Origin of the sequence: Thioclava sp. F1Mire-8, assembly GCF_002213165.1 — a bacterium.
In the GTDB taxonomy this organism is placed as follows: domain Bacteria; phylum Pseudomonadota; class Alphaproteobacteria; order Rhodobacterales; family Rhodobacteraceae; genus Thioclava; species Thioclava nitratireducens.
Genome location: NZ_NBNY01000003.1, coordinates 257,992 through 270,843, shown reverse-complemented (window position 1 = coordinate 270,843; position 12,852 = coordinate 257,992). Strand labels below are relative to the sequence as shown.

Here is a 12,852-nt window from a genome sequence, read left to right as displayed (position 1 = left end):
GCCCTCATGTGTCGTCTGCCTGCTCTAAACTCTAGCATGCGCTCATACGCGCGCGGGGGCCACTCGCCAACCACTTGATCCGCAAAAGCCCGCCGAAGCCTCGGCAACCGCTTGCCGATCGTCCAGACACGGTTTCGCGACCTGTGCCGCTTGACCAGGGGGCGGGCAGGGGATACCCCCTTCGAGACCCTGTTTTCTCGGGAGATTATCCTAATGACCAACCCTTCCATCCTCATCCTGCCCGGCGACGGGATCGGCCCCGAAGTCATGGCCGAGGTTCGCAAAGTCATCGATTGGTACGGTGCCAAGCGCGACCTCGCCTTCGACGTGAGCGAAGACCTCGTCGGCGGCGCGGCCTATGACAAGCACGGCGTGCCGCTGGCCGATGAGACGATGGCGAAGGCGCAGGAAGTGGACGCGGTTCTGCTCGGCGCCGTGGGTGGCCCGAAATACGACACGCTCGACTTCTCGGTGAAGCCGGAGCGCGGCCTGCTGCGTCTGCGCAAAGAGATGGACCTGTTTGCGAACCTGCGCCCCGCGCAATGCTTCGACGCGCTCGCCGATTTCTCCTCGCTGAAGAAGGACGTGGTCGCAGGCCTCGACATCATGATCGTGCGCGAACTGACCTCGGGCGTCTATTTCGGCGAGCCGCGCGGCATCTTCGAAGAAGGCAACGAGCGCGTCGGCATCAACACCCAGCGCTACACCGAGTCCGAGATCGAGCGCGCCGCCCGTGCCGCGTTCGAACTGGCGATGAAGCGCAACAAGAAGCTCTGCTCGATGGAGAAAGCCAACGTGATGGAGTCGGGCATCCTCTGGCGCGAAGTCGTGACCCGCGTCGGTCAGGACTATCCGGAAGTCGAACTGAGCCATATGTATGCGGACAACGGCGCGATGCAGCTCGTGCGCGCGCCCAAGCAGTTCGACGTGATCGTCACCGACAACCTGTTCGGCGACATCTTGTCTGACTGCGCGGCGATGCTGACCGGTTCGCTCGGGATGCTGCCTTCGGCGAGCCTCGGCGCGCCGATGGCGAATGGTCGCCCGAAAGCGATGTACGAGCCCGTTCACGGTTCCGCGCCCGATATTGCGGGGCAGGGCAAGGCCAACCCGATCGCCTGTATCCTCAGCTTCGCGATGGCGTTGCGCTACAGCTTCGATCAGGGCGACGAGGCGACCCGCCTGGAAAACGCGATCGAGAAAGTGCTGGCCGATGGCGTGCGCACCGCGGACCTGATGGGCCCCGAAGGCGGCACCCCGGTCTCGACCACCGAGATGGGCGACAAGATCATCGAAGCGCTCGACGCCTCGCTCTGATCCAAGAGAAAAGTCTCATGAAAAAGGCGCGGGTGAAAGCTCGCGCCTTTTTCATGCCGCGGCCTTGCAACTCCCGAACATCCGCCCAAGATGCGAGCGATAACACCGGGAGCCTTCCATGCCCGATTTTGGCGGAAAATCAAACGCGCGCGGCGCCGCGCTCGGCCTGACATCGATGGCGATCTATGCCACGCATGACGTCATCATCAAACATCTTGGCCAGACCTATTCGCCGGTTCAGATCGTGTTCTTCGCGGCGCTTCTATCCTTCCCGCTGCTCTCGGTGATCCTGCTCAACGACAAGCGCGAGGGCAGCCTGCGCCCGGTTCATCCCGGTTGGGTCGTGGGGCGTGTCGTCACCACCGTCGTCACTGGGCTCTGCGCGTTCTACGCCTTCTCGACCCTGCCACTGGCGCAGGTCTATCCGCTTCTCTTCGCGATGCCGCTGCTGGTCACCGTCTTCTCGATCCCGATCCTCGGCGAGCGGGTCGGTATCCACCGCTGGGCCGCTGTCATCCTCGGCCTAATCGGCGTGGTGATCGTGGTGCGCCCCGGACAGGCGGAACTCGCGCCGGGCCATTTCGCGGCGATGACGGCGGCGGTGACCGGCGCCCTCGCCTCGGTGATCGTGCGCAAGATCGGTTCGGAGGAGCGTTCGGTCGTCCTCCTGCTCTCGCCGCTTCTGGGCAACGTGATCGTCATGGCGATCCTTCTCCCTTTCGTCTGGCAGCCGCTTCAGATTACCGATCTCGGCCTGATGGCGGTGATCGCGATGTTCGGCCTGACCGCGTCCTTCCTGCAAATCCTCGCCTATCGCGCGGGAGAGGCCGCAATCGTCGCGCCGATGCAATATTCGCAGATCCTCTGGGCGGTCTTTTACGGCTGGATCATTTTCCACGAGAGCGTGGATATCCCGACGCTCGTCGGCGCCGGCGTCGTGATCCTGTCCGGCATCTACATCGTGATCCGCGAGACCCGCGTCTCCACGAACCAGCCGGTGCTGCGCACGCGGGGTCGTTCGGAAACCGCGACCGCGCCGCGTTCGTCGCTGCTGGGCCGCGTTTTGGGCCTTCGCGCACCCAATTCAAGAAGCTGATCAAGACCCCCTTGCAAAACCCCGCGCAAGCCGCTAATTCCCCGCCCACGGTCGGAGCGTAGCGCAGCCTGGTAGCGCACCTGCTTCGGGAGCAGGGGGTCGGAGGTTCGAATCCTCTCGCTCCGACCATTTCCCGATTTTCCCTGATTCCTTGGCTTTTGGCGATGTCGCTGGCCTTTCGGCCCGTGCTTTGGCACAACTTTCCCGAAGCAATGAAGGCAGGGCGCATGCAGGCCGAAGCAACACCCCTCAGCGGCGTTCTGGTGATCACCCCGAAGCGATTCGGCGATCACCGTGGATTTTTCTCCGAGAGCTATTCGGCGAAGCGATTTGCCGAGGCCGGGATCGAGATCGATTTCGTTCAGGACAATCATTCGGTGTCCCAGGCCGTGGGCACGGTGCGCGGGTTGCATTTTCAGGCCCCGCCGCACGCGCAGGCGAAACTGGTGCGCTGCGGGCGCGGGCGGCTCTGGGATGTCGCCGTCGATATTCGCAAAGGCAGCCCGACCTACGGCCAGTGGTTCGGCACCGAGTTGAGCTTCGAGAACGGCAAGCAGCTGCTGATCCCGGCGGGGTTTGCGCATGGGTTCGTGACGCTCGAGCCGGGCACCGAGATCGTCTACAAATGCTCGGATTACTACGCGCCCGAATGCGAAGGTGCGATCCGCTGGGACGATCCCGATCTGGGCATAGACTGGCCGCTTTCCGCGGGAATAGAGCCTGTTTTGTCCGGCAAGGATGCCGAGGCACCTCTGTCTTCCGCGCTCAATAGCCCCTTCACCTGGGAGGGCGCAGCATGAAGATCCTCGTCACCGGCGGCGCCGGGTTCATCGGCTCCGCCGTCCTCCGCCTCGCCGTCTCGCGCGGCCATGAGGTTGTGAACCTCGACGCGCTGACCTATGCCGCCTGCCTGGAGAATGTCGCGCCCGTCGCCGACAGCCCGCTTTATGCGTTCGAGCAGGCCGATATCCGCGACCCCGAGGCACTGACGGCGATCTTCGCCCGCCACAAGCCCGACGCGGTGATGCATCTCGCGGCCGAAAGCCACGTGGATCGCTCGATCGATGGTCCCGGCGCCTTCATCGAGACGAACGTGATGGGCACCTACAACATGCTGCAAGCGGCGCGCAGCTTTTGGGAGGGTGAAGGCCGCCCCGAAGGTTTCCGCTTCCACCACATCTCCACCGACGAGGTCTATGGCACGCTCGGCCCCAGGGGCCAGTTCACCGAAGAGACGCCCTACGCCCCGAACAGCCCCTATTCCGCCTCGAAAGCGGGCTCGGACCATCTCGTGCGCGCTTGGCACGAGACCTATGGCCTGCCAGTGGTGCTCACCAATTGCTCGAACAATTACGGCCCCTATCACTTCCCGGAAAAGCTGATCCCGGTCGTGATCCTGAACGCGCTCGCGGGCAAACCGCTGCCGATCTATGGCGACGGCTCGAATGTGCGCGACTGGCTCTTTGTGGAAGATCACGCCGATGCGCTGCTTCTGGTGTTGGAGAAGGGCGCTTTGGGTCGCAGCTACAATATTGGCGGCGAGAACGAGCGGTCGAACCTCGAACTGGTCCAAACGATCTGCACCATTCTCGACAGGCTGCGTCCGGGCGAGACGCCCTATGCCGATCTGATCACCTTCGTCACCGACCGCCCCGGCCACGATGCCCGCTACGCGATCGACCCGACCCGCATCCGCGAGGAGCTGGGCTGGCGCCCGAGCGTCACCGTCGAAGAGGGGCTCGAGCGCACCGTGCGCTGGTATCTCGAGAACGAGGATTGGTGGCGCCCGCTGCTGGAGCGGCACGGCGTCGGCGAAAGGTTGGGCAAGGCATGATCCTCGTCTTTGGACAGACTGGCCAAGTCGCGCAGGAGCTACAGCGCCTCGCCCCTGATGCGGCGTTCTTAGGCCGGAATAGGGTCGATTTGAATGATCCCGGCGCTACAGCAAAGGCGATCCGGGTGGCCAAGCCCGAGGCGGTGATCAATGCCGCCGCCTATACCGCCGTGGATAAGGCCGAAGCAGAAGAGGCGCTCGCCCAGGTGGTCAACGGTGACGCGCCCGCGGCGATGGCCGAGGCCTGCCGCGACCTTGGCATCCCCTTCGTTCACATCTCGACCGATTACGTCTTCGACGGCTCCGGTGAAGCGCCGTTCAAACCGACCGATCCGACCGCTCCGCTCGGCGCCTATGGCCGCACCAAGCTCGCAGGCGAAGAGGCGATCCGGGCCGCAGGCGGCCCCTTCGCCATCCTGCGCACCAGCTGGGTCTTCTCGGCGCATGGCGGGAACTTCGTGAAGACGATGCTGCGCCTGTCCGAGAGCCGCGATCGCCTGACGATCGTCGCCGACCAGATCGGCGGGCCGACTCCGGCCAAGGCGATTGCCGAGGCCTGCCTGACGATGGCAGCGCAGTTGCAGCGCGCGCCCGAGAAGAGCGGCGTTTACCATTTCTCAGGCTCTCCCGATGTAAGTTGGGCAGGCTTCGCGCGGGAGATCTTCGCGCGGGCCGGGCGGGACGTGACGGTGGAGGATATCCGCACCGCCGATTATCCGACGCCCGCGAAACGGCCGCTCAATTCGCGGCTCGACTGCAGCGATCTGGCCGTGTTCGGCCTGAACAGACTCGATTGGAGATCGGGATTGGACGAGGTTTTGACCGAATTGGGGGCGATATGACGCGCAAGGGGATCATTCTGGCGGGCGGCTCGGGCACGCGGCTCTATCCGATCACGATGGGCGTCTCGAAGCAGCTTCTGCCGGTCTACGACAAGCCGATGATCTACTACCCGCTGACCACCCTGATGCTGGCCGGCATTCGCGAGATTGCGGTGATCACCACGCCGCATGATCAGGAGCAATTCATCCGCACGCTCGGCGATGGCAGCCAATGGGGGCTGAGCCTGACCTATATCACCCAGCCCTCGCCCGACGGTCTCGCGCAGGCCTATCTGCTGGCTGAAGACTTTCTCGCGGGCAGCCCTTCGGCGATGGTTCTGGGCGACAACATCTTCTTCGGCGCGGGTCTCGGCGAGATCCTGAAAGCGGCGAATGCGACAACAGAGGGCGGCACCGTCTTCGGCTATCGCGTCCGCGATCCCGAACGCTACGGAGTGGTGGATTTCGACGACAGCGGCAAAGTGCGTGCGATCATCGAGAAGCCCGAAGTACCGCCCTCGCAATTCGCGGTCACGGGGCTCTATTTCCTCGACGAGACCGCTCCGGACCGCGCCAAGACGATCACGCCATCCGCTCGGGGCGAGTTGGAGATCACCTCGCTTCTGGAAACCTATCTGCATGACGGCGCGCTCTCGGTCACGCAGATGGGCCGGGGCTTTGCCTGGCTCGACACCGGAACGCATGGCAGCCTGCTCGACGCGGGGAACTTCGTGCGAACGCTGGAAGAGCGACAGGGGCTGCAAAGCGGCTCGCCGGATGAAATCGCCTTCGAGAAAGGCTGGATCAGTGGCGAGCAACTGAAAGATCGCGCTAATGAGTTCGGCAAGAACAGCTATGGCGAGTATCTGCTGCGCCTGATCGAGTGATGGTCAATGGCACGGGTCACGATCCTGATGGCGACACGCGATCCGGGCCCGGAGTTGCGCGATCAGCTCGAAAGCCTCGCGACGCAGACGCATCCTGAGTGGCGGCTGATTGTTGGGGACGACAGCCGAAGCGATGCCGCACACGATCTATTGGCAGAGTTCGCGCGGAGCCATGAGGTATGGATTGTAGCCGGGCCGCAAAAAGGAGCGGGGGTGAATTTCCTATCTCTTCTAAGCGGCTTGGACCCCGCCACGACCGAGTTCATCGCCTTCTGCGATCAGGATGATGTTTGGTTGCCGGATCGGCTCGCGCGGGGGATTTCGGCCTTGCAGGAGGGTAAACCTGCTCTCTATTGCAGCCGCACATGGGTCTGTGACGTTAATTTGGGAAACAAACACCTTTCGGCTCGACATCCACATCGGCCATCGTTCCGTAACGCTCTGGTCCAGAATATCGCGGCCGGTAACACGATCCTCCTGAACCCGGCCGGGGCCGAGCTCGCCATCTCTGCGGCGCGCGAATTGCAGGTCGCGCCGCGCCATGACTGGTGGATTTATCAACTGTTCACTGGCTGCGGCGTCCGGGTCGTCTATGATGCGGAACCTACGCTTCTCTATCGACAGCATGGCCACAACGCGGAAGGTGCGAACCTCACGATGCGTGCAAAGCTCTCTCGGTTGAAGCGGCTGCTGAAGGGTGAATGGCGTGGTTGGATCGATGTCCAATGCGCGGCGCTTACCGCCTCCGCGCACCGGTTCACGCCCGAAAACCGGACCATTTTCAACCGCTTCTTGAATATGCGCGAGGCAGGTTTTTCGACCCGAATGAAAGAGGCCGCCCGGCTGAGGCTCTATCGCCAAAGCCGGGCGGCTACGCTTGCCCTTTGGATTGGGGCCGTGTTTCGCCTGATTTAGGGTCTCAAATCCGGAAAATCGGCTGCAGTAGGCGCGGCAGGAGCCCCTTGAACTTCAGCGGCGCATCGGTCGCGGCGAGGCAGATGCAGACATCTTCCATCCCCGCGATCGGCGTGTGGTCGAGATCGTCATCCGCCACTTCCACATCGCCCACGCCAAAGCGCCCGGTTTCGTCCGAGAAGGAGCCCTGCAGAACCATGGTCAGTTCCAGGCCGCCATGGGTATGATCGGGCACCGCCATTCCTGGCGGGATGTAGAGAAGCCGGGCCGACCCCTCTTTGTCCTCGCTCAGGATGGCCTGCTTGATGCCGCCGCCCAAGGCACGCCAGCGCGGGTTGTCCGCGCCCATCGCCTCGACCACGGCGCCCGGATAGATTCCTGCGCGCGCGGGTTGCGCCGCGACGATCACATCGTCGTCGTCCAGCCCATCAAACACACGTCGCCGCAAATCGTCGCTCGGCGCCATGCCTTCAAGCTCGTCCAGAACCAGCCCGCCTGCCAGTTCCTCTGCTTCAAGCCGTGCGCGACACTCGTCACACTGGCTCACATGCGCCGCGACGACCAGCGAAAACGCATGACCCAGCGAGCCGGTCGCGTAAGACCGAACCAACCAATCGGGCAAATGATGCGTAATCTCCGTCATTCGTCTCTCAGATCCCTTAACTCGTGTCTAAGCTTCTCCAGCGCGAGCCGGATCCGCGATTTGATCGTCCCAAGTGCGAGGCCTGTTGCCTCGCGTATTTCGGCCTGTGTGAGTTCCCCCACGTAGGCCCGCTCGATAATGTCGCGCTGCGCTTCGGGCAGAGCCTTGATCGCTTCACGCAGCTGCGCCGCTTCCTGTTCCAACCCGATCGCCGCGTCGGCTTCTCGGGTTTCCCGCGTTTCCGCTTCGGCGACCAGCTCGTCTGGAACGGGCCGGGGCCGTCTTCGGATCACATCGATCTGCCGATTGCGCGCAATTCGGTAGATCCATGCCGAGGCGCGCGCCCGCGTCTCGTCGTAAAGATGAGCCTTGCGCCAGATCGTGAGCATCACGTCCTGCACCACATCCTCCGCCGCCGCCTGCGACATGCCAGAGCGCACCAGCATCCCCTTCAGTCGCGGCGAGAAGTGATCGTAAAGCCGCGCGAAGGCCATTTTGTCACGCCTGTCACGAACGGCGACGAGCCAGTCGGTCTGCTCGCATGCCGCCTCTGGCGTCGGTTTCGCTGAATTCTTGTCGTCCATACTCTTCCCGGCAAAGGTATGTCCCGCCGCGATTGGCGGGGTCCCCGTGGTGTCGAAGTTGATGGTCGCATCTCTCAGCATGTGACCGATACGCAGCTTATGGGAATCTGGTTCACATGAGTCGCGAAAAAACTTCTGATCCAAACGGTAATATGCACCGTTAAGCCTTCAAGAGCTTGGGAGAATTCGAATGTCATTTGATGCCGTGCATCCACAGGCGCAACGCATCGCGATCATCGGCTCGGGGATTTCCGGTCTGGCCGCGGCGTGGCAACTCGCGCCGCAGAACCGCGTTACCGTCTACGAGGCGGAGCCGCGGCTCGGTGGGCATTCGCGGACGATCGTCGCGGGGCGCAACGGCGATCAGCCGGTCGATACCGGTTTCATCGTCTTCAACTACGCGAATTATCCCCATCTGACGCGCCTGTTCTCCGAGCTCGACGTGCCCGTCGAGAAATCCGACATGAGCTTTGGCGTGACGATCGATCAAGGCCGCATCGAATATGCGCTGCGCGATCTGAACAGCCTTGTGGCGCAAAAGCGCAACCTCGCCCGGCCGGGCTTTCTGCGGATGGTCGCGGATATCGCGAAGTTCAATGCGAAAGCCGTCTCGGTCGCGCAGAGTGACGACGTGACGATCGACGGCCTGCTGAACGAGTTGAACTTAGGCGACTGGTTCCGGCGCTATTACCTGTTGCCGATTTGCGGGGCGATCTGGTCCACGCCCGCCGATCAGATCGGCGCGTTTCCCGCGAAAAGCCTGCTGCGCTTCTTCGAGAACCATGCGCTGTTGTCGGCGACCGGTCAGCATCAGTGGTGGACAGTCTCGGGCGGGTCGATCGAATATGTAAAGCGGCTGGAGGCGGCCTTGCGTCTGCGTGGCGTCGAATTCCGCACCGGTACCCCGGTCACCGCGATCAAGCGGGAGCGAAATTCGGTGGCCATTCTGGCGGAAAAGGCCCTTCCGGATCAGTTCGACCAGGTGATCATCGCCACCCATTCCGATCAGGCGCTCAAGCTGCTGGCCAAGCCGACCCCGCAGGAGCAGGCCGCGCTTTCGGCGGTCCGCTATCAGCCAAACGATGTATATCTTCATCGCGACGAGGCGCAGATGCCGCGTCGGCGCGCTTGTTGGTCGAGCTGGGTCTACCAGGCGCAGACCCGTGCGAGCGAGACGCGGCTTGGTGTGACCTATTGGATGAACAAGTTGCAGAACATCCCCGAGCGCGATCCGCTCTTTGTCACACTGAACCCCGACACACCAATTGCCGAGGAAAAGATCTACGACCACGAGGTCTTCTGGCACCCGGTCTTCGACCGCGCGGCGTTGCGGGCGCAGGGCGAAATCCAGGCGATACAGGGTCTGAATCGGACCTGGTTTGCAGGGGCGTGGCTACGTCATGGCTTCCACGAGGACGGGTTCGCCTCGGCGGTTCGGGTTGCGCGCGAGCTCAATCGCGGGGCGCAGCCGCAGATCAAGTTCGAGAAGGTGCCCGCATGAGTGGCGAATTCTGTCCCGGTCACACGGTCCATGCGCGGCGGGGCGCGATTGCCCACCAGTTCCGCTATCACGTCGATTACGTGCTGATCGATCCGGATTCGCGGGGCCCCTGGCCAAGAGTATTCTCACGACGTGGGCGCAACCTCGCGACGGTGCAGGACAAGGACTATGGTGGGACGCCTCATTATGGGGAAGGCGCGGAGTGGGTCCGCAAGCAGCTCTCTCGGCTCGGTGCGCCGGAGATCGCGAAGCTCCGCCTTCTGACCCAACCGAAAATTCTCGGGGCGGGGTTCAACCCTGTGAATTTCTGGCTGGCCTATGATGCGCAAAACGACCTGCGCGCCGTTATCGCGGAGGTGAACAACACTTTCGGTGATCGGCACTCCTATCTCTGCGCCACCCCAGATTTCGACCCTATTTCTGCGGAAACCGAGCTTCACGCCGCGAAGATCTTCCATGTTTCCCCCTTCCAGACGATCGCGGGCGAGTATCGCTTCCGCTTCGATATCCGGACGGAACATATCCGCATCAGCATCGACCACCGAAATGGAGAGGAAGGCGTGGTTGCGACTCTCGTGACCGACCGGCGTCCACTCACCTCGGCGGCACTTCTCGGGATGGCGCTGCGCCGTCCGCTCACCCCAATCCGCACGCTCGGCCTGATCTACTGGCAGGCCCTGCGGCTCAAGCTCAAAGGCGCCCGCTACCTGCCGCGGCCCACACCCCCGACCGAGGAGATCAGCCAATGATGCCTTCCCTGACCAACCGCATCCGCAGCGAATTCCTCGCCACATGCGAGAAGATCGAGCATGGGACGCTCTATTTGCGCCTGCCCGACGGCACCGCTCGCCGCTTTGGTCACGGAGAGCCGCAGGCCGATATGGAAATCCGCGACTGGCAAGCCGTGGTGGCGATGGCGTCTCGCGGCGATGTCGGCCTGGGCGAGGCCTATATTGCGGGGCTATGGGAGACCTCCTCGATCGAGGCGCTTCTTTCTCTCGCGCTGAAGAACCTCGATGTGGTCGACGGCTATGCCTATGCGGGCTTCTGGTCGAACCTGAAATTCCGCCTGATCGACCGGTTGATGCGGGCCAATTCGCTGCGTGGCGCTTCGCGCAACATTCGGGCGCATTACGATGTCGGAAATGAGTTTTATCAACTCTGGCTCGATGAAGGGATGAGCTATTCGTCGGCGCTTTTCGCGCCGGGCGACAGCGATCTGCATCGGGCCCAAAACCGCAAGCTCGATCGCATTCTCGACCGGATGGGTGAGGGGGAGCAGGTGCTGGAGATCGGCTGCGGCTGGGGACATTTCGCCGAACGCGCGGCCGAGCAGGGGCGCCACGTCACCGGCATCACGATCTCGCCCAGTCAGAAAGGCTATGCCGATGCGCGGCTCGACGGGCGCGCGGATATCCGGCTTCAGGACTATCGCCGTACGCCGGGGCAGTTCGATCATATCGTCTCCATCGAGATGATCGAAGCGGTCGGAGAGCGCTACTGGCCGAACTATTTCCGTACTCTGAAAGAGCGGCTGGCGGAAGGCGGTTCGGCAATGATTCAGGCCATAACAGTGTCTGATTCCTACTTTCCGAAATATCGCCAGACCTCGGATTTCATCCGGCAATACACCTTCCCCGGCGGGATGCTCCTGTCGGACGGCGTGATCCGGGATCAGGCGGCGAAGGCGGGCCTGGCGGTGAAGGACAGCTTCGCTTTCGGGCAGGACTATGCCGAAACCTGCCGGCAATGGGCCGCCCGCTTGAAAGAGCGCAGCGCGCGGGCTGCCGAGCTGGGCTTTGGCCCGGAATTCCTGCGCAACTGGGCCTACTATCTCGAAGCCTGCGCGGCGGCTTTCGCGGTCGGCCATACCGATGTCGTTCAGGTGCAACTGGCACATGCGAGGGCGTAACATGATGCTGAAATTGTTAATTGTCGTCGCGGCCCTGATCTTTGCGGCTTTGCTGGTCCGACACTTCTTCTTCTCTTTCCCGGCGCAGAAATCTGCGGATTACGCGGCAGAGAGTCCGGAATTCGACATCCGGCGGGCCTTCGACGGTCCCGTCGAGGCGCACGGCATGATCTACGGGCCCGACGGCCGCGTCACCTCCCGCTTCCGCGCTGTGATGACGGGGCGGTTCACCAATGACGGTGGCGTAATCGAGGAAGAGTTCGAATATGCCTCGGGGCGGCGCCAGAGCCGGGCATGGAATATTCAGTTCGGGCCGAACGGCGAGATCAGCTCGACCGCCGACGATATCGAAGGCCGCGCCGAGATGGAGCAGTCGGGCAACGCGCTGCGGATGCGGTACCGGCTGCGGCTGCCGGAAGACGCGGGCGGCCATGTGCTCGACGTGACCGACTGGATTTACCTGATGCCGGACGGGACGCTTCTGAACCGGTCGCAGATGCGCAAATTCGGCATCAAGGTGGCGGAGCTGTTCGCGGTCATGCGGCCGATGACCGAACCGGCCGAATGATCACTCGAAGCAACTGGCGCGGCCGTCTTTCTGGATCGTCGCCGCGCCATCCATGATCGAACGCGCGCGGCGCGACAGGAAGCTGCCGGGCTTCGCTGCCGAACGGTCCTTCGGGTCCGGCAGGACGCCTGCGATCAGCGCGGATTGCCGGGCGCTCAGCTTGTCGGGTGTGCTGCGGAAATAGCGATGCGCCGCAGCATCCACCCCGAACGCTCCCTCATCGAACTCGGCGACGTTAAGATAGATTTCCAAAATCCGTCTCTTGCCCCAGATCGCTTCGGCGAGCGGTGTCATAGACGCCTCCAGCGCCTTGCGCAGCCAGCTTCGGCCCTGCCAGAGAAACACGTTCTTCACGGTCTGCTGGGTGATCGTCGAGGCGCCGCGATTGGCGCCATCGTCGATCGCCTTGCGGATCGCGCGCATGTCGAAGCCCCAGTGATTGCAGAAATTGGCATCCTCCGCCGCGACGACCGACCGGGCAAGCACCGGCGCAATGTCCTCGAGCGGCACCCAGTTCTGATCCACCGCACCGAGCCGCTGGCGTTCGCTCCAAATCGTCCAGGTGGTCGGTGGGTTAACGAACTTGAAAAGAACGATAAGCACGAGCACGAGCGCGACGAGACCGAGCAGGCCGCGCAGTGCCCATCTAAGAGCACCGCGAAACGGCGCTCGCATGCGGGTGGAGACACTCGATTTCGTGCTGCGTTTGGCGGGCTTTCTGCCCGTTTTTTTCGTGCTCTTTGCCATGCGCGTATAAGTCACAGCGTGCCCCGA

Annotated in this window: 14 protein-coding genes and 1 tRNA gene; 12 read left to right on the top strand and 3 right to left on the bottom strand. The window is 62.9% G+C overall.

All coding sequences use genetic code 11. The features are described from left to right. Positions 1-213: 213 nt before the first annotated feature. The 8 genes from leuB (at position 214) to B6V75_RS12705 (ending at position 6,870) form a co-directional block, all read left to right on the top strand. Positions 214-1,317 carry a 3-isopropylmalate dehydrogenase gene (leuB, locus tag B6V75_RS12740; protein WP_075776753.1) on the top strand — a complete coding sequence of 368 codons (1,104 nt, stop codon included), beginning with the start codon at positions 214-216 and terminating at the stop codon, positions 1,315-1,317. Between the two features lie 118 nt (positions 1,318-1,435). Continuing rightward, positions 1,436-2,413 (top strand): DMT family transporter, encoded by a 978-nt coding sequence (locus B6V75_RS12735; protein WP_075776754.1) that lies wholly within the window; start codon positions 1,436-1,438, stop codon positions 2,411-2,413. A gap of 52 nt (positions 2,414-2,465) precedes the next feature. Beyond that, a tRNA-Pro gene (locus B6V75_RS12730) sits at positions 2,466-2,542 on the top strand. 98 nt (positions 2,543-2,640) lie between these two features. Continuing rightward, positions 2,641-3,213: a dTDP-4-dehydrorhamnose 3,5-epimerase gene (gene rfbC, locus B6V75_RS12725; RefSeq protein ID WP_168174477.1), complete on the top strand. Its 573-nt coding sequence runs from the start codon at positions 2,641-2,643 to the stop codon at positions 3,211-3,213. Beyond that, positions 3,210-4,247, top strand: a complete 1,038-nt coding sequence (rfbB, locus tag B6V75_RS12720; RefSeq protein WP_088719935.1) for a dTDP-glucose 4,6-dehydratase — start codon at positions 3,210-3,212, stop codon at positions 4,245-4,247. Before rfbC ends, rfbB begins: the two co-directional genes overlap by 4 nt. Next, on the top strand, positions 4,244-5,089 hold the full coding sequence (rfbD, locus tag B6V75_RS12715) for a dTDP-4-dehydrorhamnose reductase (protein WP_088719934.1): 846 nt from the start codon (positions 4,244-4,246) through the stop codon (positions 5,087-5,089). Before rfbB ends, rfbD begins: the two co-directional genes overlap by 4 nt. Further along, on the top strand, positions 5,086-5,955 hold the full coding sequence (gene rfbA / locus B6V75_RS12710; protein ID WP_088719933.1) for a glucose-1-phosphate thymidylyltransferase RfbA: 870 nt from the start codon (positions 5,086-5,088) through the stop codon (positions 5,953-5,955). Before rfbD ends, rfbA begins: the two co-directional genes overlap by 4 nt. A gap of 6 nt (positions 5,956-5,961) precedes the next feature. Further along, complete coding sequence (locus B6V75_RS12705; RefSeq protein ID WP_088719932.1) at positions 5,962-6,870, top strand: glycosyltransferase; 909 nt, start codon at positions 5,962-5,964, stop codon at positions 6,868-6,870. A 4-nt stretch (positions 6,871-6,874) separates the two neighbouring features. On the opposite strand, the gene B6V75_RS12700 is transcribed toward B6V75_RS12705, so the two are convergent. Both B6V75_RS12700 and B6V75_RS12695 read right to left on the bottom strand, forming a co-directional pair. Next, positions 6,875-7,513: a ChrR family anti-sigma-E factor gene (locus tag B6V75_RS12700; protein WP_075775155.1), complete on the bottom strand. Its 639-nt coding sequence runs from the start codon at positions 7,511-7,513 to the stop codon at positions 6,875-6,877. Continuing rightward, positions 7,510-8,097, bottom strand: a complete 588-nt coding sequence (locus B6V75_RS12695; protein ID WP_075775156.1) for a sigma-70 family RNA polymerase sigma factor — start codon at positions 8,095-8,097, stop codon at positions 7,510-7,512. Before B6V75_RS12695 ends, B6V75_RS12700 begins: the two co-directional genes overlap by 4 nt. Before the next feature lie 190 nt (positions 8,098-8,287). On the opposite strand from B6V75_RS12695, the gene B6V75_RS12690 reads away from it, so the two are divergent. Genes B6V75_RS12690 through B6V75_RS12675 form a run of 4 tightly spaced genes read left to right on the top strand, consistent with a single transcriptional unit; the run spans position 8,288 to position 12,078 of the window. After that, positions 8,288-9,598, top strand: a complete 1,311-nt coding sequence (locus B6V75_RS12690; RefSeq protein WP_088719931.1) for an FAD-dependent oxidoreductase — start codon at positions 8,288-8,290, stop codon at positions 9,596-9,598. After that, complete coding sequence (locus tag B6V75_RS12685; RefSeq protein ID WP_088719930.1) at positions 9,595-10,347, top strand: DUF1365 domain-containing protein; 753 nt, start codon at positions 9,595-9,597, stop codon at positions 10,345-10,347. Before B6V75_RS12690 ends, B6V75_RS12685 begins: the two co-directional genes overlap by 4 nt. Then, the gene (locus B6V75_RS12680; protein ID WP_088720045.1) at positions 10,347-11,510 is read left to right on the top strand and encodes a cyclopropane-fatty-acyl-phospholipid synthase family protein; all 1,164 of its coding nucleotides are present in this window, start codon (positions 10,347-10,349) and stop codon (positions 11,508-11,510) included. Before B6V75_RS12685 ends, B6V75_RS12680 begins: the two co-directional genes overlap by 1 nt. Position 11,511: 1 nt before the next feature. After that, entirely contained in the window at positions 11,512-12,078 is a 567-nt protein-coding gene (locus tag B6V75_RS12675) for a DUF3833 domain-containing protein (RefSeq protein WP_233243064.1), read from the top strand. On the opposite strand, the gene mtgA is transcribed toward B6V75_RS12675, so the two are convergent. Then, a complete protein-coding gene (gene mtgA, locus B6V75_RS12670) occupies positions 12,079-12,825 on the bottom strand; it encodes a monofunctional biosynthetic peptidoglycan transglycosylase (protein ID WP_088720044.1) in 747 nt (248 codons plus the stop codon). Positions 12,826-12,852 lie beyond the last annotated feature (27 nt).

Excerpts from the sequence above, each read along its gene's own strand:
- rfbB (WP_088719935.1), top strand. The coding sequence starts at position 3,210 with ATGAAGATCCTCGTCACCGGCGGCGCCGGGTTCATCGGCTCCGCCGTC.
- B6V75_RS12685 (WP_088719930.1), top strand. The coding sequence starts at position 9,595 with ATGAGTGGCGAATTCTGTCCCGGTCACACGGTCCATGCGCGGCGGGGC.
- B6V75_RS12680 (WP_088720045.1), top strand. The coding sequence starts at position 10,347 with ATGCCTTCCCTGACCAACCGCATCCGCAGCGAATTCCTCGCCACATGC.
- mtgA (WP_088720044.1), bottom strand. The coding sequence starts at position 12,825 with ATGGCAAAGAGCACGAAAAAAACGGGCAGAAAGCCCGCCAAACGCAGC.
- rfbC (WP_168174477.1), top strand. The coding sequence starts at position 2,641 with ATGCAGGCCGAAGCAACACCCCTCAGCGGCGTTCTGGTGATCACCCCG.
- leuB (WP_075776753.1), top strand. The coding sequence starts at position 214 with ATGACCAACCCTTCCATCCTCATCCTGCCCGGCGACGGGATCGGCCCC.
- B6V75_RS12675 (WP_233243064.1), top strand. The coding sequence starts at position 11,512 with ATGATGCTGAAATTGTTAATTGTCGTCGCGGCCCTGATCTTTGCGGCT.
- B6V75_RS12695 (WP_075775156.1), bottom strand. The coding sequence starts at position 8,097 with ATGGACGACAAGAATTCAGCGAAACCGACGCCAGAGGCGGCATGCGAG.
- rfbA (WP_088719933.1), top strand. The coding sequence starts at position 5,086 with ATGACGCGCAAGGGGATCATTCTGGCGGGCGGCTCGGGCACGCGGCTC.
- B6V75_RS12690 (WP_088719931.1), top strand. The coding sequence starts at position 8,288 with ATGTCATTTGATGCCGTGCATCCACAGGCGCAACGCATCGCGATCATC.
- B6V75_RS12705 (WP_088719932.1), top strand. The coding sequence starts at position 5,962 with ATGGCACGGGTCACGATCCTGATGGCGACACGCGATCCGGGCCCGGAG.
- rfbD (WP_088719934.1), top strand. The coding sequence starts at position 4,244 with ATGATCCTCGTCTTTGGACAGACTGGCCAAGTCGCGCAGGAGCTACAG.
- B6V75_RS12700 (WP_075775155.1), bottom strand. The coding sequence starts at position 7,513 with ATGACGGAGATTACGCATCATTTGCCCGATTGGTTGGTTCGGTCTTAC.
- B6V75_RS12735 (WP_075776754.1), top strand. The coding sequence starts at position 1,436 with ATGCCCGATTTTGGCGGAAAATCAAACGCGCGCGGCGCCGCGCTCGGC.